This window comes from Photobacterium minamisatsumaniensis (assembly GCF_050336695.1).
In the GTDB taxonomy this organism is placed as follows: domain Bacteria; phylum Pseudomonadota; class Gammaproteobacteria; order Enterobacterales; family Vibrionaceae; genus Photobacterium; species Photobacterium minamisatsumaniensis.
On sequence record NZ_JAKJSI010000066.1, the window covers coordinates 1 to 21956 of the forward strand.

Annotated in this window: 17 protein-coding genes and 5 tRNA genes; 5 read left to right on the top strand and 17 right to left on the bottom strand. The window is 42.6% G+C overall.

Annotation, left to right across the window (positions count from 1 at the left end; translation table 11 throughout):
• Nucleotides 1-88 precede the first annotated feature (88 nt).
• Nucleotides 89-484, top strand: a complete 396-nt coding sequence (locus tag L4D78_RS26515) for an H-NS family histone-like protein (protein ID WP_428469709.1) — start codon at nucleotides 89-91, stop codon at nucleotides 482-484.
• Between the two features lie 226 nt (nucleotides 485-710).
• Here the strand turns inward: L4D78_RS26515 and L4D78_RS26520 are convergent, their stop codons facing one another.
• Nucleotides 711-1814, bottom strand: coding sequence for a M20 family metallopeptidase (locus L4D78_RS26520; protein ID WP_428469710.1), 1104 nt, complete (start codon nucleotides 1812-1814; stop codon nucleotides 711-713).
• 172 nt (nucleotides 1815-1986) lie between these two features.
• On the opposite strand from L4D78_RS26520, the gene L4D78_RS26525 reads away from it, so the two are divergent.
• The 3 genes from L4D78_RS26525 to L4D78_RS26535 are packed head-to-tail and all read left to right on the top strand — an operon-like array spanning nucleotide 1987 to nucleotide 7051.
• On the top strand, nucleotides 1987-2964 hold the full coding sequence (locus L4D78_RS26525) for an ATP-grasp domain-containing protein (RefSeq protein WP_428469711.1): 978 nt from the start codon (nucleotides 1987-1989) through the stop codon (nucleotides 2962-2964).
• A complete protein-coding gene (locus L4D78_RS26530) occupies nucleotides 2951-4384 on the top strand; it encodes an ATP-grasp domain-containing protein (RefSeq protein WP_428469712.1) in 1434 nt (477 codons plus the stop codon). The genes L4D78_RS26525 and L4D78_RS26530 overlap by 14 nt, the downstream gene beginning before the upstream one ends.
• Nucleotides 4385-4393: 9 nt before the next feature.
• Nucleotides 4394-7051 (top strand): M14 family zinc carboxypeptidase, encoded by a 2658-nt coding sequence (locus tag L4D78_RS26535; RefSeq protein WP_428469713.1) that lies wholly within the window; start codon nucleotides 4394-4396, stop codon nucleotides 7049-7051.
• 66 nt (nucleotides 7052-7117) lie between these two features.
• Here L4D78_RS26535 and L4D78_RS26540 read toward each other — a convergent pair.
• From L4D78_RS26540 to L4D78_RS26585, 10 genes are all read right to left on the bottom strand, one after another.
• Nucleotides 7118-7193, bottom strand: a tRNA-Val gene (locus tag L4D78_RS26540).
• Between the two features lie 40 nt (nucleotides 7194-7233).
• Nucleotides 7234-7310: transfer RNA gene (locus L4D78_RS26545), tRNA-Val, on the bottom strand.
• Nucleotides 7311-7355: 45 nt separating this feature from the next.
• Nucleotides 7356-7431: transfer RNA gene (locus L4D78_RS26550), tRNA-Val, on the bottom strand.
• Between the two features lie 40 nt (nucleotides 7432-7471).
• Nucleotides 7472-7548: transfer RNA gene (locus L4D78_RS26555), tRNA-Val, on the bottom strand.
• A gap of 45 nt (nucleotides 7549-7593) precedes the next feature.
• Nucleotides 7594-7670: transfer RNA gene (locus L4D78_RS26560), tRNA-Val, on the bottom strand.
• A 256-nt stretch (nucleotides 7671-7926) separates the two neighbouring features.
• Nucleotides 7927-8712: a ParA family protein gene (locus L4D78_RS26565; RefSeq protein WP_428469714.1), complete on the bottom strand. Its 786-nt coding sequence runs from the start codon at nucleotides 8710-8712 to the stop codon at nucleotides 7927-7929.
• Between the two features lie 68 nt (nucleotides 8713-8780).
• Complete coding sequence (locus L4D78_RS26570) at nucleotides 8781-9041, bottom strand: DUF5062 family protein (RefSeq protein ID WP_428456904.1); 261 nt, start codon at nucleotides 9039-9041, stop codon at nucleotides 8781-8783.
• Between the two features lie 95 nt (nucleotides 9042-9136).
• Complete coding sequence (locus L4D78_RS26575) at nucleotides 9137-10129, bottom strand: DUF3080 domain-containing protein (RefSeq protein WP_428469715.1); 993 nt, start codon at nucleotides 10127-10129, stop codon at nucleotides 9137-9139.
• Nucleotides 10130-10267: 138 nt separating this feature from the next.
• The gene (locus L4D78_RS26580; RefSeq protein WP_428469716.1) at nucleotides 10268-11638 is read right to left on the bottom strand and encodes an MATE family efflux transporter; all 1371 of its coding nucleotides are present in this window, start codon (nucleotides 11636-11638) and stop codon (nucleotides 10268-10270) included.
• A gap of 144 nt (nucleotides 11639-11782) precedes the next feature.
• Complete coding sequence (locus L4D78_RS26585; RefSeq protein ID WP_428469717.1) at nucleotides 11783-13555, bottom strand: sensor domain-containing diguanylate cyclase; 1773 nt, start codon at nucleotides 13553-13555, stop codon at nucleotides 11783-11785.
• 215 nt (nucleotides 13556-13770) lie between these two features.
• On the opposite strand from L4D78_RS26585, the gene L4D78_RS26590 reads away from it, so the two are divergent.
• Entirely contained in the window at nucleotides 13771-14385 is a 615-nt protein-coding gene (locus tag L4D78_RS26590) for a riboflavin synthase subunit alpha (RefSeq protein WP_428469718.1), read from the top strand.
• 50 nt (nucleotides 14386-14435) lie between these two features.
• Here L4D78_RS26590 and L4D78_RS26595 read toward each other — a convergent pair whose 3' ends face one another.
• The 6 genes from L4D78_RS26595 to hutI form a co-directional block, all read right to left on the bottom strand.
• Entirely contained in the window at nucleotides 14436-14639 is a 204-nt protein-coding gene (locus L4D78_RS26595; RefSeq protein ID WP_428456909.1) for a CPXCG motif-containing cysteine-rich protein, read from the bottom strand.
• Nucleotides 14640-15199: 560 nt separating this feature from the next.
• Complete coding sequence (locus L4D78_RS26600) at nucleotides 15200-16069, bottom strand: fructosamine kinase family protein (protein WP_428469719.1); 870 nt, start codon at nucleotides 16067-16069, stop codon at nucleotides 15200-15202.
• A 232-nt stretch (nucleotides 16070-16301) separates the two neighbouring features.
• The gene (gene hutH, locus L4D78_RS26605; protein ID WP_428469720.1) at nucleotides 16302-17834 is read right to left on the bottom strand and encodes a histidine ammonia-lyase; all 1533 of its coding nucleotides are present in this window, start codon (nucleotides 17832-17834) and stop codon (nucleotides 16302-16304) included.
• A 28-nt stretch (nucleotides 17835-17862) separates the two neighbouring features.
• Nucleotides 17863-19563, bottom strand: a complete 1701-nt coding sequence (hutU, locus tag L4D78_RS26610) for a urocanate hydratase (protein WP_428469721.1) — start codon at nucleotides 19561-19563, stop codon at nucleotides 17863-17865.
• 87 nt (nucleotides 19564-19650) lie between these two features.
• Nucleotides 19651-20670, bottom strand: a complete 1020-nt coding sequence (gene hutG, locus L4D78_RS26615; protein ID WP_428469722.1) for a formimidoylglutamase — start codon at nucleotides 20668-20670, stop codon at nucleotides 19651-19653.
• A gap of 3 nt (nucleotides 20671-20673) precedes the next feature.
• On the bottom strand, nucleotides 20674-21894 hold the full coding sequence (gene hutI / locus L4D78_RS26620; protein ID WP_428469723.1) for an imidazolonepropionase: 1221 nt from the start codon (nucleotides 21892-21894) through the stop codon (nucleotides 20674-20676).
• Nucleotides 21895-21956: the final 62 nt, after the last annotated feature.

Here is a 21956-nt window from a genome sequence, read left to right on the forward strand (position 1 = left end):
ACGTACTATAGATAATTCAAACTTAAAGTTACTATATGAAAACTAAAATGCTAGAATAAAATCGTTATTAATTATTTAGGCGGTAAAGATGTCAGATTTAATGAGCACCTTAACGAACTTAAGAACACTTCGTTCAGTAGCGAAAGAAATGTCACTGGATGCACTTCAAGAAGGTTTAGAAAAATTTAAAACAATTGTGACTGAACGTGAAGAGCAGGAAGCTCAATCTAATGCTCAAAATGCAGAAAAGAATGCATTAATTGAAAAATACCGTCTGATGCTGCAAGAAGAAGGTATTACACCAGAAGAGCTACTTGAAAAAGTTCAAGGAAAGAGCAGCACTAAGCGTGCACCTCGTCCAGCTAAATATAAGTTCCTTGATGAAAATGGTGATGAAAAAACGTGGACTGGCCAAGGCCGTACACCTGCAGCATTGAAAGTCGCATTAGATGGCGGTCGTTCATTGAAAGAATTTGAAATCTAATTTCAAACTGGTGAACTCTCGAGTGCATCATTATTGTATCAGCTAGCACTACAATATACGGAAAGGTACAGTGAAAGTAGTAATACATCATTGATGCTCAGTTCTCTTTATTGTTCTTGAATACGCGCTGAAACGAAGAGCCTGCACAATGTGCAGGCTTTATTTTTTATAATATATTGCGCCTATATTTGAGTCTATTCGGCTGTATAAAGGTGTGAGCGTGTTATTAACGAATAGATTGAAAGTGACCAATAATTTGGGTGACTTCCTGTATCCTTCGAATAAAGCTTTGTTTTGATGCTCGTTCAAACTCAGTATGATCACCGTCACCAAATGGACCGAATCCATCCAGAGTTGGTATACCGGCACCTGCGAGTACATTGGCATCGCTTACGCCCCCTCGCTGTTCAGTGAGTAAGGGATAGCCGAGTACTGATGATAATGTATCAACTAATTGCTGCTGCTCGGCAGTGGGCACCATTACATCCCGTTGTAAGCCACCACTGATTGTTGTTGTAACGCCTTCAATGATAGGTGAGGCAACCAATGTTGGTATGGCGTCGAGTAAGCGGTTTTGTTCGCTGACTTGGGTAAACCTCGCTTCGACCATTAGTTGAGCATTAGGTGAGATAGTATTGGTACTAATCCCTCCATTAATTTTACCGACATTGACTGTTGTACCTTGGTCAATATTAGTTAGCTCAGTCAATAAAATAAGTAATTTAGCAGCAACGAGGTTAGCATTTTTACCTGTTAGGTAATGATTACCAGCATGAGCTGCAACGCCCTTTATATCAATACAAAAAGTCGCAACGCCTTTACGACCATCAACAATTTCATGGTTCTTACCTGCAGCTTCAAAATCAAGGCATGCGCAGTAGTGATGAGCAATACTTTGAGTAACAGCTTTACTGTCATCGCTACCTGTTTCTTCATCAGAGACTAATAAAAAATCGACGTTATTTAATTGCCCTACCTGATTGTAAATTTCACGTAGAGCCGTCAGTGCAACGAAGTTGCCGCCTTTCATATCGCATGCGCCAGGCCCGTAAATCCATTCGCTATCTTCTCGGAATCCTTCAAATGTATTGGGTGGGAATACCGTATCTAAATGACCTAATAACAGTAGCCTTGGTTGGTTAGTCGTTATAGGGCTGGTAAACAAGAGATGGTTGCCAATTTCCTTACGGTGGAAAACCTCTGTTTGCATCCCAAGTTCTTCTAGCCAACGTTGCATTAGTTGGCCATTGGCATCAACACCTACTTTATTGTGGGTCCAAGAGTTGATATCTATCAATTGTTGTAAATCCGCAAAGTCGACCTGTGTCACTTCCTCTCTCCTTGGTCATGATTCTTGAAGTTATTGAATATACTTTTTGCAAACATGAACTTTGATCACTGTTATCAAAAATATGCAACATTAAGCTATCAAACTAGATTAACATCGTGCAGTGGCATACTGCATGCTTTTTAGTAACTATTGTCAAAATTGAGGAGTGATCATGCCTAGCCATCGTGTCGGCTTATGGATGTATCAAAATTCTGGTGGAACAGAAATTGAAAAAAAGATTATTACCCAACTAAATGACAGGAATATTGCCGTCATAGCGGGGCTAGATCTTCGTAATGGGACTGCGAATAATGGCAATATTTTTTGTAATGGCCATATGATGGACGAACTTGATTTGTTTTTTTCATACAACGCGGGACAGCAAAGCCATTACCAGATGTACATGTATCAGGCGTTAAGCAGCATGATACCGACGATCAATAGTTTTTCAGCCTTTGAGTTAACGGAAGATAAGTTTCGTACTGCACATTTACTCAAGCGACATGGTATTCCAACCTCTGATTATATTGTCTGTAATAAAGATAATATTCAGCAATTGAAAGAGCATTTACATTTTTGGCAAGGAAAAGCCATATGTAAACCGGTCAATGGCTGGGGAGGGAAGGGGATTATCAAGATTGAAAGCGAACGAGACCTTGATCTAATTTGTTCTTATATTACTGATCAGAGTTCCCCGCAGTTCTATATTGAGCGAGTTATTGATAATGATTTTTCTGACTACCGCATAGACATTGTCGACAATAAATTTGTTGCTTGCTATGGCCGAAAGGCGGCGAAAGGAAGCTGGAAAACTAATGTTTCTAGCGGGGGGAGCGTGATAGTTCGCGAGCCAAATCCTGCTGTCGTTGAGCTAGCCTTGAGAGCTGCAAGGGCCACAGGGCTCGAAATAGCAGGGGTAGATATTATTTATGATCTTGAGCATCAGCAATATGTTGTCTTGGAAGTGAATGGTATCCCTGCCTTTGCGACCCCAGAGCAAGAGCGAAACGGCTTGGATTTTAATGATAAAAAAATTGGTTTTTTAGCTGATTTAATCGAGCGCACAGTAACAAACTCACCGCTAACTGAAATAACAAACACCATAACAACAGATAATGCTGTAAAGGAAAAAGACTATGACCACCTCTAACCAACCCTTACCTAAAATTGGCTTATTGTATTTAGATCATGTATTACGTTTCTTTGATACATCTAACTTTAAGGGTTGGCCAAATAAAATTGAAAAAGTCACTTATCATTGGGGAAATGATAAGCAACGTTTTATCAATGAAGTGAAAAACAAAAAAATTGATGTTTTGATCGGTAATATTCCTGCAACAGCGTATGAGACGTTTCGTGATATTGCACGACAGCTACCGAATGTTCGGTTTATTCCGTCAATGGATAGCCAGTTTAGTAATAAATCGAAAGAAAACGTCACGCATTTTTGCGAGAAGTACCAGCTACCCATTCCGGCAACAAAAATATTTTATCAAGTTGATGAAGCACTAGCGTATTTGCATAATACCCAGTACCCAAAAATTGTTAAACGCTCTTATGGACCGTCAAACTATGGTGGCTATTTTGTCCATAAGGTTGATAGTGTTGATGAAGCGGTACGGTTATTTACCCAAAAACGTTATTACCCTGCATATATTCAAGACTTTGTGCCAATGAAAGCGGATATTCGTGTGATGCTGGTAGGGCACCAACCGGTTTGTGCATTTTGGCGTCGGCCTCCTGAAGGCGAATGGTTAACAAATACTAGCCAAGGTGGCAGTATGGACTACCAAGACGTGCCACAAGAAGTATTGGATCTTGCCGTTAAAGCGTCAAAAGTCGCCAAAGCGGAGTATTGGGCCTGTGATATTGCTGTGAGTATGGATGATGATTACACTATTTTAGAGTGTGCGACGGCGTTTGCTGCATTTCCTTACATTCGCGATTGGATTGGACAATATTTAATGTGGCTTCTTGCCCCTCAGCACTTCAAGAAACCTTATTTTGCCCACAAAAACTGGGAAGAGATCGGTAAAATTGATTCATCACTGCTGCGAACCATGCGTCATATTTCTTTTGGTCAACCATGCTATTCCACAGATACGGGTGAATATGCGCCCGCGGATGAGCAGTACCGCTTACTACGTACAGAAGGTCAGTCATTAGAAGAGTGGCCAAGTGAAGCATGGAATTTTCAGGATTTGAATAAGCTTGAATCATCCAATCCGTATGTCGTTAATAACCAGTATCAACAGTCACAGCTACAAGCGGTGGATACAGGAATTGAAGAGTGCAAACGCCCTGTAGGAGCTTTCGATACTGACACGGAGATTGCATCCGATGCAGAAACAATGAATACCATGACAGAAGAACAGCTTTTTTCATTTTTTATCGGAGTGAAAGGAGTAGGTAACGCATTGGCGTCAGATATTTTGGATACACTTGGTGTTGAGGGAGCTTTCAATGCATTAAATCATGCACCAGAGCAATTGATGACGGTTCGTAACCTTAAGCAGAAAAAGCTTGAGCTCATCATTGACCGCTGGTTAGAGCATGAGCTTACGGTGTAAGGGAGCGTGATGAAAAAACAATATCTATCGTATCAAGATACGATCGACTTTCTAACGCATGCAATGGAAAAGTATCCCAACTTAATTCGATTAGAAAGCATTGGTGATACGCATGAAGGCCGCCCAATTATGATGGTGACCGTATCACAGGATGTTGCCTATGCGAATTTAAAGCCGGCGTTACTTTATACGGGAACTATTCATGCCCGAGAGTGGATTGGGATAGAACTCGCGGTTAATTTTATTCAGTACATACTAGATAATTATCCAAGCAACCCAGATGTAGTGGAGGCGCTTACGCGCAATACACTGTATATGGTGCCATGTTTAAACCCTGATGGGTTTGAGTACTCACGTAAACAATTTTCATTTTGGCGTAAAAACCGACGTGATAATGGTGATGGGACGTTTGGTGTTGATTTGAATCGTAACTTCGGTGTTAACTTCCACCACTCGTCAGATACACAGTCAAATATTTATGGTGGTCCGGCTCCTTTTTCAGAACCTGAAACTCAGGCAATAAAAGGATTTGTCGAAACCCATGAAAATATTCGCATTGCCTTGGATTATCATTCACAAGGCAACGTTTTCTTTCCTGCTCATAAGTTTAATCACGAAGCAGAAATTGAAGGAACCGACTTGAATATTTTGTGTGCCAATATGGCGAAAGAAATTTATAAAGTAACGCAACGAAGCTACGGTATTCACCGAGGGAAGCCGCCAGCGAATCTAATTCATGGTAGTGGGCGAGAGTACTATTATGATCGCGGCATTATGGCGACGGTTGTAGAGGTCGGTAGCCGTAACATTCCCGACTATTTGATCAATATGTCGCAAAGCGTCGATGAAAATATTCCCGCATTGCTTTATGCACTTAGAAGCGCGATTAATTATTCAGATCTTGCACCGAAACGACCTGAAAATTTCACGATAAAAGAGTTAACATCAAATCAAGTTGAATTAACGTGGGATCTTTTGGAGGGGGAAGAGGGCGGTTATTACGAAGTTTATCGTAGCGAATTGCCAAAGCATCACTGTACACGTGGAAACCTCATTGCTATCACGTCTAACAGTAGTTATACCGACAAACAACTTCAGTCTGGTCATCGCTATTTTTATAACCTGCGTAAAGTCGATCGGGTTAATAAAATAAAATCACCTTTTGCCCCAGAGGTGAAAATTAAAACCAGTTTAGATAAGGACGAGTATTCATTCACCTTGTTTCCTCGTCAGGATCAAATTGGCTATGTTGGTGAGTTAACATCTTCTGCTAATGCTGATCATTTTGGCCATAATTCGCTGTTTATTGGAGTGAATAAAACCAAAGGTGTCTGTTACGGTGTGATTGACTATGACATGGATCGTATCCCGAAAGATGCCATCATCAAGAAAGCGATTTTTTCACTCTATCCAATGAACCGAGTAGGGGCGAAAATTGAGAATTATGGTGAATGGTCGGTTTCTATTCTTGATCCTGAAACGATCAATACCATCAGTGATTTTGATGAAATTAATGCAGCACTACCAATCCAAACGCTAGGTAATGCGATTGATTCTGATCAGTTAACACAAGGGATCTGGAAAAGCTGGCGTTTTACCGAGGTTGAGAAGCAATTAGTTCAAGACCAACTAGAAAAAGGTCGCTTACTGCTGCGTATTCAAGGCCCCGATAATTTACCGCTGGGTAACGACTCGCAGATGATGCAGTTTGATATTGGCTATGGGCGCTTTGGTGGCGGTATCCATTATCGGCCAAGTCTTGAGATTATTTATACGCGGCGGCCTTACCACGTAGCTGTTGTACCAAGCGAATATCACACAGTGAGCCAAAGCGGGGTTGAGGCTTCTGTGCTTCGTTGTGGTTTTGATAAAAACGGTGAACGAGAATTTGGTCAGGTGGCTTTTCCATTAGATTGCATTGGTGATCAGTCCGATATCGTGATCACCCAAGCCTACCTTGAAATCGAAAGTGAATCGTTAAATGGTATTTCTCAGCCTATGCGTTTTGTGGTCGATCTGGCGGAACTTGACGAGCTTAGTTTAGACAGTGTGCTTAATCGTGAAAAGGTCGAGTATGTAGGCTATGAAGTGAGTAGTCGAGAATTGTCACAGACTCCTAAACAAACATTTATGTTTGATAGCTCTGCAAGGCAACATCTGGAACGGCTACATGATGAAGGTAAGCCAGCTAATTTTATTATTCGAGCAACGTCTGCTTCAAAACAAAAAGATGCGATAGTTAACTGGATGGCATTGGAAGATGGGCAGAAACCACAGTTAGTACTTGAGTATATAGAACGTAGAAAGTCGCCGCTATCAGCCCCACAATCATTGGAAGCAGAGTTAGTCGATGGAGCCGTAAAGCTTACATGGTCAAACCCTGAATCTTCCGATTTTGTTGGAACGTATGTGGTACGTAATAGCTTTCACCCTCCGCGTTCACCTTTTGACGGGGTGAAGTTATACGCCGGGAAAGACAGTTTCACGTTTGATAAGTTTGGCAATGCCAATATAACTAAATACTACTCGGTGTTTAGTTACGACAATGTACCTAATTACTCATTACCGACTACCGTGATGTTTAGTAGTGATGAAGTGATTACTATAGAGCATGGTGATTTTGAAGCACAAGATGAAGCTGAGCAACGTTACCGAGAGGGTGATTAGGATTAGATCATAGAAAACAAAAAAGCCTGCACAATGTGCAGGCTTTTTTGCTTCTCTACGAGAATATGGTGGGCGATACCGGGCTCGAACCAGTGACCCCCTCCTTGTAAGGGAGGTGCTCTCCCAACTGAGCTAATCGCCCGTAAAACGGGTTGTTGCTTGGGATTAATACAACATAAAACTGGTGCTCGCTACTGGACTCGAACCAGTGACACCTTGCATGTCATGCAAGTACTCTAACCAACTGAGCTAAGCGAGCAAATTGTACTTTTCGACAATAAGCAAAAGCTTTGTTATCTAAATATGGTGGGCGATACCGGGCTCGAACCAGTGACCCCCTCCTTGTAAGGGAGGTGCTCTCCCAACTGAGCTAATCGCCCGTAAAACGGGTTGTTGCTTGGGATTAATGCAACATAAAACTGGTGCTCGCTACTGGACTCGAACCAGTGACACCTTGCATGTCATGCAAGTACTCTAACCAACTGAGCTAAGCGAGCAAATTGTACTTTTTTGACAATAAGCAAAAGCATATTATCTAAATTTGGTGCTCGCTACTGGACTCGAACCAGTGACACCTTGCATGTCATGCAAGTACTCTAACCAACTGAGCTAAGCGAGCAAAATGTAAGTTTTATATACGATTAACGCATTTAAACTTATGTACGACCTAATCAGCTGTCGTACTGTGTTCCCTAGGAACAAGACGGATATTAAACACTTCATTCTGGACGTGCAAGAGCAACTATCGATAAATTCAGAAAAAAAAGTTCATTTGCTTACTGTTTGTTCAACGCGTTCATAAAACTGGTCAATATGATTAATTTTACGCCAGCAGTTATAGCTGGCGTAAAGGTAATTAATTGTTATTGAAGATTTTATATGGCTTTTTCTGTTGTTTCTTCAAGCGCCTCAAAAAGTTCTTCGAAAGTTTTCGTTAGTTTATGCGTGGGTAAAAGATGAATTAATGGCTTTTGATGATAATGGGATTCTTTCATTTTGATCGAAAGTGGTAGATATGGTTTAAGGATAGGTAACCCGAGTCCTTGTAAGTCATTAATAATCTGTGCCGGGAATTTGGCTTGAGCATTGAACATATTTACAATCACCCCTTCAACATCAAGTTTAGGGTTATGATCTTCGCGTAGTTCTGCCACATTGTTCATTAAAGTTATGAGAGCTTGTTGTGAAAAGCTGTCGCAATCAAATGGTATTAATAGTTTTTGTGCTGCGATAAGGGCTGCTTTACTGAAAAAATTAAGGTTTGGTGGCGTATCAATATAGATACGATCATATGTTTTCTCAAGCTCTTCAAGCGCATCGCGTAGCTTGTATATTTTATAACGGCGTTCTAGTTCCGATTCAATTTTTTCTAATTTAGGGCTAGAAGGGATAAGGTCGAGATTGTTAAATGCAGTCGGTTGGGGAAAGTCTTTCATTGGCGTTGAAACAGAAAACCAGCCAACCGTCTGATTGAGCAAATCAGCAATGGTTTTATTACTGTCACTGGTAATGTCGTAGCCAAGATAATGACTACTATTACCTTGCACATCCAAGTCGATGAGTAATGTTTTGTAGCCATTTGCTGCGCTAAGTGCAGCGAGGTTTGCGGTGATGCTAGATTTACCGACGCCACCTTTTTGGTTAAATACCACCCGACGCATAAATGTTTCCTACCTTGGAATATGTTTATTCAGAATACGTTACCTGAGCTGAATATGAGCTGCAATGCTTATTTAAGTAACTCGTGATCAGGCGGTAATAACCGTGAAATCCACAACACCAGCTTATGCTTCATATTGGGGCCGTCTTCTTGGTTGGTCGCAAGAGGGGTGATTTGTTTAGCGTTAACCAATAAGCGGTAAATGCATTCGACTTTATCTTTTGCTGACACAGTTTTATCTAAATCGCCGTAGCCTTGCTTTTTAGCGAAAGCAAAACCCAATTCAAGCGCTTTTTTTAACAGTTTGGCTTCATTCTTATGTTTTTTCATTTCTGGTTCCAGTCGTCGCATATCGTCTGCTCATAGTAGAGATTATGACGGGGTTTTAATAGCCTGATTTATCAATTCTTTGCATTAAAACCTAACTAGTTAAGACCCACTTTTATGTTACAGCGCTTAAATGTACGCTGCCAAAATGTCACATGTCTTAATGTAGCTTCGCGAAAAGACTGATGTAGTTGTCCTGCGATATAAAAATTGTAGTAAGAAGAGAGTGAATCATTAATCTCGAGTTGGGCTGATAATAAAGGCTCCACGATGGGTTGGATCTGTCGATATTGAGAGTCTAATTCAGCGAGGTAGCCTTGAATATTCGTTGCAAAGTACTTGTAGAAGACGTTGCTTAGGTATTGTACAGTTTGTTGGTTTCTATTCGCACCGCAAATTATGGAACTCTCATTTTTTTCAAGCATCAATGTAATACTCGACAGCCACTCGGTAGCAGTTGCCATGGAAAAAAAGAGTTGCCCTAAATAATGGTGAGGATGAATTTTTTCTTGATGGAATAAGATTCTTTCAGCTTGTGAATTAGAGATGCTAGATTGTTGGTTAATCGCTTCTGAAAGGTGGCGTAGGTATGTGAAAGCATCAATCGCCTCATTAAACCCATAGAATTCATTTAGCGAAAATGGTTGATGATGTAACCTGAATTGCTGACGCCATTCTTGCCCTGTTGTCATCATATTCCAGAGATAAAAGGGAAGTTGTTTTTTCTTTTTCTGTTCAAATTCAAGAAGAATGCCACTTAACTCATTGTTTTCATCTATGGTCGATAAGCAGTGTGATAGGCCATTGAGTAAGAGAAGCTCATAACGTAATTGACGTGATTGATCTTGTACTTTGCCCAAAACTGAATTTCGTTCGGCAATAAGGTGAAATAAGCCGCATGTTCTTAATTCATAAGCATCCAGTAAGCCGATGCGTATATCGTCGATGGGTAAGGTGAGCGATCTAGTTGAGGGAAACTCAATGTATTCTATTTTATTGGGCGCTGCAGGCTGCGTATCAAGGACACTGGCAAGACGCTGGCTGTAATTGCTGAAATTTGCTGTAGACGAGCTTTGGTCACAGCCTGACACGAAAAGTATCCACATCAATAAAACAACGCTTTTGAGCATTAATCAGCAGCCATCAAGTCATTTTATTAATTATACGCAGCAAAACAAAAGGCGACCAATGGCCGCCTTAATAATCTATTCTCTTCCTTGACTTACATTTTATCGCTGAGACATCGCCAGCTGGCTTTCGTCATCTTGACGGTGAATCCAGCGAAGGCGTGTAGCGAGCATTATCGCAGCAGCCGTTAAGCCGATGATGTTACCGATCCAAAACCCATGCGGCCCCATAGGGTCAACTAACCAATCAGTAAGACCTAATACGTAACCAATCGGTAGCCCCAAAATCCAGTATGCGATAAACGTACGGACAAATATTGCTCGCATATCTTTGTAGCCACGTAATGCACCAGCAGCAACAACTTGAATTGCATCAGTACATTGATAGATAGCAGCCAGGAAGAGCAATTGACCCGCGATAAGTATAACTTCCGGGTTATCGGTATACATTAATGCAATTCTTTCGCGGAAAACCACGGTTAATATTGCTGTCAACATAGCAACGATTAGGCCAACAATTAAGCCACAGCGAGATGCGATTTTAGCTTCGACAATATCTTTCCTGCCCAGTAAATGGCCCACGCGAATACTTAGTGCAGCACCAATACTCATTGGAATCATAAAGATCAACGATGAAAAGTTACTTGCTACCTGATGTGCAGCAACAGTGATAGAACCTAGCGGTGAGATTAATAGTGCGATAGCGGCGAACAGTGAGACTTCAAAGAAGATTGAAGCGGCAACAGGTAAGCCAAGCTTAAATAATCGGATAACCGCAGACAGCTGAGGTTTGTACCAATGGCTAAAGAGTCCAACACGGTTTAAGCGCTTATTTAGCTTGATATAGACGAGCATTGAGCCAAACATCAACCAATAGACAATGGCAGTCGCGACACCACAGCCAACACCACCGAGTGCAGGTGCACCAAACTTTCCGTACACGAAAATCCAGTTTAGCGGTATATTGGCGGCAAGACCAATGAAACCAATGACCATAGCTGGCACTGTTAGCGATAAACCTTCAGAGAAACTTTTTAGCGTTTGAAAAAACAAAAAACCGGGCACAGCAAATAATACGGCATTGAGGTAACCAATGGTTTTTTCAGCCAAAACCTCTTCCACGTCCATCATGTTGATTAACGCGCCAGCATTATACAGCACTAAAATAATGGGTACAGAAATGATGGCTGCGAGTAAAAAACCATGCTGAACTTCGAAAGGAATTTTCTCTTTTTTCCCAGAGCCATTTAAGGTTGCCACAATGGGTACGAGTGCAATGAGCAAGCCTACACCAAATAAAATTGAGGGTAACCAGATGCTCGCCGCTACAGACACCGCGGCCATATCTGTCGCACTTACGCCACCAGCCATAACGGTATCGACAAAACCCATCGAGGTTTGGGCCACAGATGCGATAAGAACTGGAATGGCGAGTTTGAGTAAATGGCGTGTTTCACGCCGGTAATTATGCACGGAAGCGCTCCTGATGGACCTGAAGGTAAAAAACGCGTGAATTATAACGGTTTAGTGGTTTGAAACAATTGTTCTGAGAGTAAATGAAAGATATTTAATGATTTAACAATAAACCGCTTATGCATTTGCTCAGATGTTTAAATGTTATGAAAGAATCTTTTCGATAATAGCGCGAGACTTACCAGCATGTTTGGCTTCGTAGAGCAATTTGTCTGCAACTGTATAAGCTTTTACTGTATTTCCGATGCAAAAACTGGCACCGATACTGACCGAAACAGTAATTGTATGCTGTTGAGAATAGTATGGAGATGCACGAAGTGCCATCATGATGTTCTCGGTTAATACGTAAATATGCTCACGGTTAGTTTGTGGATACCATATTGCAAACTCTTCCCCCCCAATTCGACCCATGAGGGTTTCTTTGTCGAGCACCTGCTGACAAATATGAGTGAAGTGCTTTAATACTTCATCACCGACAAGGTGGCCGTAATTATCGTTTATAGTCTTAAAATTGTCTAAATCAAGAATCAATAGCCAACCATTATTTATTGTACTCGCCACCTCAAATTGTTCCCAGAAATGACGTCGGTTTGCGATACCCGTTAATGTGTCAAAGTATGCCAGTTTCTTAAGCCTGTTATTTGCTGATATTAAGGCGTTAGTTCGTGTTTTAACTTGCTCTTCAAGCTTATTGTTTTGCGCTTCTAATAACGCATTTAGCCGTGCGGTTTCTTTTTGCTGGCTGTCTAATTGACTGATTGTATTCGCAAGGTTTGAGGTCATTTGGTTAAATGACGTTGCAAGTTGCCCAAGTTCATCATCTCGCTCGTTATCGTTGATACTTTCTTTTCTTCCTAGGCTTATCTGCTTTGCTGCTTGAGTTAACTTTTTAATTGGGGACAGGATATGAACTGTGGTAATTCTGCCAAAATACAGAGCAAGAATTACCATTAGGCTGGTGAACGCTATTGCTGAGTTTTTGGCTGCAATGAGGGTTGGCGAAAAGTCTGCTACTGGTGAGTAGAAGACAAGGCTCAGGTTATATGCAGGGCCAATCGGATAGCTGGTAACAAAGCCAACCCATTCATTGCCATCATGTGTGAAATTTTGGATTATTTCGCTATTTTGCTTATAGCCATGGGTGAGTTGATACAGAATTGGCGTGTCTTCTTCTGTTATGTATTGGAGTTTGCCGTCGGTTGCAGCATGCTCAACATCAGTACTAGCAAGGATTTTTTTGTGCTCATCGATGATAGCGACTGAGCCATTTTCACTTAACTTACTGCCTTTGAGTTTATTGATAACGCTGTTTAGTGTTAAATCAATCCCCCAAACACCAAGGGGAGTACCGCTTTCATCGCGAAGAGCTTTGGTTAAGCTGATGCCAAGTATATTATTATCAATGGCGCCAGGGTATATATTGCTCCACACAGCCCGCTCTGATTTCAATGCATTCTTGTACCAGTCTCGCTCTCTTGCATCGAAGAATTCTATCTGCTTTATTAATGACTTATTTTTGCCGTAATAGTCGGTTGCATAGCTGGATAATGGCCCTGCCATGCCACTATCAGACTCAATACGTGTGAATTGTTTCTCTGGGTCAATGCCAAATGAAAGTAACCCACCGTCGAGGTTAGAGAAATAAAAATAATCAATGGCATTATGGTGGTTCAGCATATGCACGATATGTTCAAAAAGCAGCTCTTGGTTTTCGATCAGCTTAGGAAGGTCATCATTGTAGCGCTCTTGGTGTAAGTAGACGTGGTCTGCTTCAGAAAAGAAGTTATCGAGTTGAGCTTTGACCGATTTACTTGAATGTAGATAGAGTCTTTCTATCGTTTGTAGAACAATTTTTTCAGAACTTTGGTACCAAAGAAGGCCAATAGGTAACGCCGTTAATAATACGAAAACTGTCAATATCAGTTGTATGTGTATACCCAGATTGTTAGACAGTTTTTTTAGCATGATGAACCAAAGAGTAGTGATATATGTTGGTAGCATAAAATAGCATTGGAAGAATATCCTGTTCTTGGCAGTAGTTCAAATACACTTACTTTTTAGATGCCAACCAAGTTGATATTATGTGCGTAATTGAACGAGTATTAAGAGTTAATAAACCATAAGGTGTATATATGTTTACCGGAATTGTGCAAGGGACAGCAAAAGTCGTTGCTATTGATAAAAAAGAGCGTTTTCAAACCCACGTTATAAAGCTGCCTTCAGAATTGTTACAAAAACTCGATATTGGCGCTTCTGTTGCTCATAATGGGTGCTGTTTAACAGTTACTCGTATCGACAATGATTTAGTATCATTTGACTTAATGCAAGAGACGCTATCGGTAACGAACTTGGGTTTGTTGGAGGTTGGTGATTCGGTAAATGTTGAGCGTGCAGCGCGATTTGGTGATGAAATTGGCGGCCATTCAATGTCTGGGCATATCAATAGTTTTACTGAGATTTGTGATATTGAATCAACTGAAAATAATTGTACGTTGTGGTTCTCTATTCCGACTGGTTTCAATAAGTATATTCTACGAAAAGGGTATATAGGCCTTGATGGATGTTCGCTAACGATTGGTGATGTTGAAGAACAACGCTTTAATGTTCATTTGATACCAGAAACATTGGAACGAACATTATTTGGCTCTCGTAAAGTGGGGGATAAGGTGAACCTTGAGGTTGATCCCCAAACCCAAGCGATAGTCGATACCGTTGAACGTGTGCTTTCACAGCGTTCTATGCTTTGATTCACTCTGAATATTGAAACCCCTGAATTACTCAGGGGTTTCATTGCAAATTAAAATATTTGTTCGTCGTCGGCATCTACGAATAAATTGATGGTTTTATGAAGCTCATCAACTTGCATATTTAAATGTATTGCATGACAGCAAGCTGGACAGTCATCGTAGAACTCTTGGCTACCGGCACTGGCGTCAAGTGTAATATGAATATTATGACCACAGTGTGGACACGCAACAGATTGCTCTGTGTAATTTCTCATTGTTACTCCTTGGTACGTGCATGGCACATACTTTCACTATAACTCGCTTCCTTACTTTCTTGTATTTTTTACCTATCACGACACCATTTAGATCAGCATCATCATTGGATTTCTTTTTAGACTTTAGCGTTTGCGATTGGTTTTCGCCTAAAATTAAGGTGAAAGTTTGACAAGCCATATACTTCTAACAATGAGTGAAACTTCTAGGCAATAATTGACCTGATCTGCTGGTAATTTGAGTTATTTTATTTTTGGATTGAATAAATAGTCGGTCAAAACGGGAACAAACTTCAGGTGTGAAAGCAGAGTTTAAATGGTGCAGAGAATACATATGTTATGCTCATGGCATTAAAATATAAGGGAAGGGCTATAACACTTTAATGATGCGTATCTTTAGTTCGAGAAGCGATCTAAGTTTATAATCAGCAGCAAAGAACATTTTTACGTGTAACGTGAGTTTTGCCTTTCTATGATGCAGTTATAAAATAAAACGTTCGTACCAAGTGATACGAACGTTTGAAGTTGACCATAAAGACTAGTTATTGTTGTTTGAATCGGTTCTATTCACCACGTAATCCCAGTTTTTCGATAAGCTGCTCAGCTTGGGTAATGTAACTGCCGCCAAAGAGGTTGCAATGGTTAAGTACATGGTAAAGGTTATATAAATCTTTTCGTTCATTGTACCCTTCATCAAGTGGCCATATTGATTGATAGCCATCATAGAAGCGTTGGGAGAAACCACCGAAGAGTTCTGTTAACGCAATATCACACTCTCTATCCCCCCAGTAACTCGCAGGGTCAAAAATGATGGGGCCACTAACGGTTAAGGCGGTATTTCCGTGCCATAAGTCACCGTGGAGTAGCGATGGTTTTGGCTGGTGGTTCATGAGCAGTTGAATGACATGGCTAGTGATAGTATCGATATTACCAAGTTCTATGCCTTTTTCTTGGCATAACTGTAATTGCCAAGCGATACGTTGTTCGGCAAAAAAACGACACCAGCGGCGGCGCCATTTATTCGGCTGTGGCGTTAACCCGATATAATTATCCAAGTCAAAGCCGTACTCACCTTGCTCCCCCCAAGAGTGCAGTCTGGCGAGTTGTTGACCCAGAATATAAGCAGACTCATCATCCATGACTTTCGTAGGGAGGTAGTTAAGGATTAGAAATGACTTATCCTTGCTTGTTCCCATATGGATAAACTTAGGTACTTGAATACAGTCAGATTCGTTGAGGACATGGAGGCTTTCAGCTTCTGTTTCAAAAATAGCGGATTGCTCTCTGTCATTTAGTTTGACAAAAAAGCGCGCTATGCCATCACCAATGCAATAGCATTCGTTGATGTCGCCACCTTCGACCGTTTCTTTTTCACTTATCTTGAAAGGCTTATCCAAAACCTCAGAAAGTTGATGAGAAATCGCTTGCCACATAGCACCCTCCACGAAACATCAATAATTTGGTGTTCACCAGTTACCCTCATAGTAGTCTATTTATTGCACAAAGAACTGTGTGCTTATCAAGGTTTTATGCTGTTGATTGTTTAGAATTGGTGGAAATGATAGCTAAATCAATATTAAGGCTATGGCTAGTGCCATCGATAAACTTAAAAAGCCGGGTATCTACCCGGCTGATTAATGTGTTTTTTAACCGTAAATTATTTAGTTAAAAACTCGGTAGGAACTGAGAAGGCATCAAATTGTTGTAATTTGCTTCTAATAACAGTTGATTGGCTTTTTCAATGTCAGGTGAAAAGTAGCGGTCTTTATCATAAAAGCTCACTCTAGCCCGAAGCATTTCTTTGGCTTGCTCAACACGTTCAGAGCTACGTTTAGGTTGCCTGAAGTCAAGACCTTGTGCAGAGGCTAGTAATTCGACGGCAAGAATCCCTCGGGTATTATCCCCCATTTCTTTTAATCGACGACCCGCAAACGTCGCCATTGAGACATGATCTTCCTGGTTGGCTGATGTAGGAAGGCTATCGACAGAGGCCGGGTGGGCGAGACTCTTATTCTCACTCGCGAGTGCAGCGGCGGTAACTTGCGCAATCATAAAGCCAGAATTCACGCCGCCATTATCGACAAGAAATGGTGGGAGTTTACTTAGGCCGCTGTCAATGAGTAGTGCCATTCGACGTTCTGATAAACTGCCAATTTCAGCTATCGCTAAAGCTAAGTTATCTGCCGCCATCGCGACAGGCTCTGCATGGAAATTACCGCCAGAGATAATATCGCCGTCATCAGCGAAGACCAATGGATTATCAGACACGGCATTTGCTTCGACAACAAGAATGTCTGCCGAGTTGCGGATCTGCTGAAGGCAAGCCCCCATCACTTGGGGTTGGCAGCGTAATGAATAGGGGTCTTGTACTTTCTCACATTGCTGATGAGACAGACCAATTTCACTGTCTTTGCCAAGTAAGTGCCGGTAAGCCGTTGCAGCATCGATTTGGCTGCGATGCCCACGAACTCGATGAATACGAGGGTCGAATGGACGACGGCTACCAAGCGCTGCTTCAACGGACATCGCTCCACATACAGTACCAGCAGCATATAAATCTTCTGCAGCAAATAAGCCTTCGAGTGCAAACGCGGTAGAAGCTTGTGTACCATTCAAGAGCGCCAAACCTTCTTTTGGCGCAAGTGTGATGGGCTCAAGTCCTGCGATTTTTAACGCAGCGGCACCACTAATAAGCTCTCCTTTGTGGCGAGCTTCACCTTCACCAAGCAAAACTGTACTCATGTGCGCTAATGGTGCTAGATCGCCAGAGGCACCAACCGATCCTTTTTTAGGGATACAAGGATAGACTTCAGCATTAAGAAGGGTGACTAAGGCGTTAACAACTTCTGGACGAATACCGGAATAACCACGAGCAAGGCTATTGACCTTTAATGCCATCATGAGTCGTACGGTGTGATCTTCCATGAACTCGCCAATGCCCGCAGCATGAGAAAGCACAATGCTGCGTTGAAGGGTTTCCAGATCATCCACCGCAATACGCGTATTAGCAAGCAGGCCAAAGCCGGTGTTAATGCCGTACACGACCTTATCTTCTGCAATCACTTGCTCTACAGCTTGAGTGCTTGCCAGCATGTCAGTATAAGCTGATTTATGGATTGATAATGTAACCCTATGACGGCTGATATGTCGTAACTGAGTGAGAGATAGCTTGCCCGGGTTGATTTCAATTTGATACATCTTATGTCCTTCTTCTATCTATCAGTGGCTATCGCTGATCAGCGTTGATCATTGGCAAATCGAGGTTTTGTTCTTGAGCACAATTAATGGCGATGTCATAGCCCGCATCTGCATGTCGCATGACGCCAGTTGCGGGGTCATTGTGCAGTACACGACTGACACGCTCGGCTGCGTCATCGCTGCCATCACACACAATAACCATGCCTGAATGTTGAGAAAAGCCCATGCCAACACCACCGCCATGGTGTAATGAAACCCAAGTCGCGCCAGATGCGGTATTTAATAACGCATTCAATAGCGGCCAATCAGATACAGCATCAGAACCATCCATCATGCCTTCAGTCTCACGGTTAGGGCTGGCGACTGAACCTGAATCGAGATGATCACGACCAATAACGATAGGGGCTTTTAATTCGCCGTTCTTAACCATTTCATTAAAGGCTTTGCCTAAGCGAGCTCGGTCTTTTAAGCCCACCCAACAAATACGAGCGGGTAGGCCTTGGAACTGAATACGTTCACGTGCCATATCTAGCCAGTTGTGTAGGTGAGGGTTATCCGGGATAAGTTCTTTAACTTTCTGGTCGGTTTTATAGATATCTTCAGGATCACCAGAAAGTGCCGCCCAGCGGAAGGGGCCGACGCCTTCGCAAAATAGAGGACGAATATAAGCAGGTACAAAACCCGGGAAATCAAAAGCGTTTTCAACACCTTCTTCTAATGCCATTTGGCGAATATTGTTGCCGTAATCGACCGTGGCTGAACCGGCTTCTTGTAGCACGAGCATGGCACGGACTTGTGTTGCCATAGAGGCTTTAGCCGCTTTTACCACGCTAGCTTCATTATCTAGGCGCATTTTCGCAGCATATTCCATCGTCCAGCCTTGTGGTAGATAACCATTAAGCGGGTCATGAGCTGATGTTTGGTCTGTGGTGGCATCAGGAACAATGCCACGTTTAACGATGTCAGCATAAACGTCTGCGGCATTGCCAAGTAAGCCGACAGAGACAGGTTTACCCGTTTGTTTGGCTTGCTCGATGATTGCCATAGCGTCATCAAGCGTATGCGCTTTGCGATCGACATAGCCAGTACGTAATCGGTAATCAATACGGCTTTCATCACACTCAACGGCAATCATTGAAAACCCTGCCATAGTCGCGGCTAAGGGTTGTGCTCCGCCCATCCCGCCAAGTCCGCCAGTTAGAACCCAGCGACCTGAGCTATCACCGTCAAAATGTTGTTTTGCCATTGCGACGAAGGTTTCATAGGTGCCTTGAACGATGCCTTGAGAGCCAATATAAATCCAGCTACCAGCGGTCATTTGGCCGTACATCATCAGGCCTTCTTTATCTAATGCATTAAAGTGTTCCCAGTTAGCCCAATGAGGAACGAGGTTCGAGTTGGCAATTAATACACGCGGCGCATTGCTGTGGGTTTTAAAAACACCAACAGGTTTACCTGATTGAACGAGTAAGGTCTCATCATCTTCTAGACGCTTTAGCACTTCGACGATTTTGTCGTAACATTCCCAATTTCTGGCCGCACGGCCAATCCCACCATAAACCACTAATGCGTGAGGGTGTTCGGCAACATCGGGATGTAAGTTGTTCATCAGCATTCGTAGTGGTGCTTCTGTCATCCACGATTTAGCATTCAGTGTGGTACCTGTGGGTGCAATGATGCTTCTGCTTTCATCTAATCGAGGTGTTGCGTGGGATGTTGGCTGTGTCATTTGGCTCTCCTTGCAATTTACTGCCGATTATTAGTGTTTTATTTGCACGGTATATATGCGTTTATCGTATTAGGGCAGTATGTTTGGTTAACGTAGGGCACGGGCAATGGTCCAAGCTAGTCGGGCGGCAAGCCGTGCAGTTTGATTATCAATGTCGAATCTGGGGTTGTATTCAGCAATATCAGCCACAAGCACCTTGCTATCGCCTTGCGGTGTCTTGGCTTGAAGTGCCAAGGAAATTAATGACTCTATGATTTCAATCGGTACGCCTCTGGCGGCTGGAGCGCTAACTCCCGGTGCTACTGAAGCTGGAAATACATCCATATCGATTGTTAGGTATAGGTAATCGTTGGCATCAATAAAGGCTTGCAGTTCGGCTTTAGTTGGCTCAAGTGTTTGTTGAGTCAACGCCTCGTCATCTTTATATAAGACATTCAACTTGCTTGCTTTTTGATACAGTGCTTGTGTATTACTCGTTCGACTTAGACCAAAGCAGGCGTAGTTGAAAGGCCAGCTTTGTAGTTCACAAAATCGTGCGATTTGATGAAAAGGCGTACCAGAACTACCTTGTTCGGAATGTTGACCAGCGGGTGGGTTCCTTAAGTCAAAATGCGCGTCGAAATTAATAATACCGATTTTTGGGGTGTGGATAATGTCGCTGTATTTAGTATTCTCCCCGCCATTTACATGTTGTTTTTGAAGTAGGTAATTACCTAACCCTTGAAAGGTTCCCCACGCCATTTCATGGCCGCCACCAAGGACTATGACCTTATGCTTTTGGCGTAGGGCGTGGCACACATCTTCCCCAAGTCGGTGTTGGGCGAGTTCCAAATTACCGTCATCGCAGCAAATATCGCCGCCATCGTAGACAGGCTCAGTATGATGCCATGCGAGGTTTGAGAGAGCTCTGCGGATTGCAATGGGCGCATCAAATGAACCCGTTCTGCCTTTGTTACGGGCTACCCCTTCGTCACAGGCAAAACCTAGTAATAGAATACCTTCTTCATTTGCCTGATCGGCAGGCAATATTTTTTGGTGCCAGCGTTGGCCTAGATCGCCATCTTCTGGGTCGGTTCGTCCACTCCACACTTTCATATCTATAGGCATGATCTAGTCCTTAGTGTTATGAGAAAAAAGGTGGCCGTCAACAACGCGAAACTTTAGATCTGGTACGCCAAGACGATAAGAAAGCTCTGCTGGGTGGTGTAAATCCCAAACGGCAAGATCGGCATCCATCCCCGGTTTTATTTGTCCTTGGGTTTCGCCTAATCCCAATGCCTTAGCTGCATTGACGGTAACACCACGAAGACATTCTTCGGGGGTAAGCCTGAACAGGGTGCAACCCATGTTCATCATTGTTCGTAGCGAAGCGATAGGAGAAGTGCCTGGGTTGAAATCCGTGGAGATCGCCATCGGTACATTAAGTGCTCGAAGTTGTTCAATCGGTGGCTGCTGGTTTTCTCGCAAGAAATAAAACGCACCGGGTAGTAAGGTGGCGACGGTACCATTGTTAGCTAACGCGACAACGCCTTGTTCATCGAGATATTCTATGTGGTCGACTGACAGCGCCCCCATACTTGCAGCAAGAGCACTGCCACCAAGGTTAGACAACTGCTCTGTATGGCCTTTAATCGCAAGGTTGTGGTGTTGGGCTGCTTCAAATACGCGTTGGCACTGGGCTGTTGAAAAACCAATGCCCTCACAAAAAACATCCACAGCATCTGCTAGGTTTTCTGCCGCGGCTGCAGGGATAATTTCATTACACACCAGATCAATGTAGCCATCGGCATCATTAGTAAACTCAGGGGGGAGTGCATGGGCTGCTAGTAATGTTGTCGAAACCTTGATATCAGCTTCTCGACCGAGACGGCGTGCGACACGCAGCATTTTGAGTTCATCGTCAAGGGTTAGTCCGTAGCCAGATTTTATTTCGACCGTCGTAACACCGTCATTCTTTAGTCCTTGCAATCGGGCTAAGGCCAATTCAAACAAGGTCTCTTCACTCGCTAAGCGTGTTGCTCTCACCGTGGAAAGAATTCCGCCACCAGATTGAGCAATAGCCTCATAAGGGACACCTTGTAAGCGTTGTTCAAATTCACTTGCACGGTTACCAGCAAAAACGAGGTGAGTGTGGCTATCAATTAAGCCTGGTGTGACTAACGCTCCCTGACAATCAATAATGTCAGGGTGGCCGTGACAGTCGTAATCATTGGCAATACCTGCAAACATAATCTTGCCATTTTCAATCCCAATTATGGCATTTTCTATGACTTGGTAATTTGTTTCAGCATCCATTGTGACCATCTTTAAATTAGTCAGCACTCTGTCCATGTTTTGGCCTACCTCTATTATGTATATACAAATAAATAGGCAATTAAACAGAAAAACTCAAG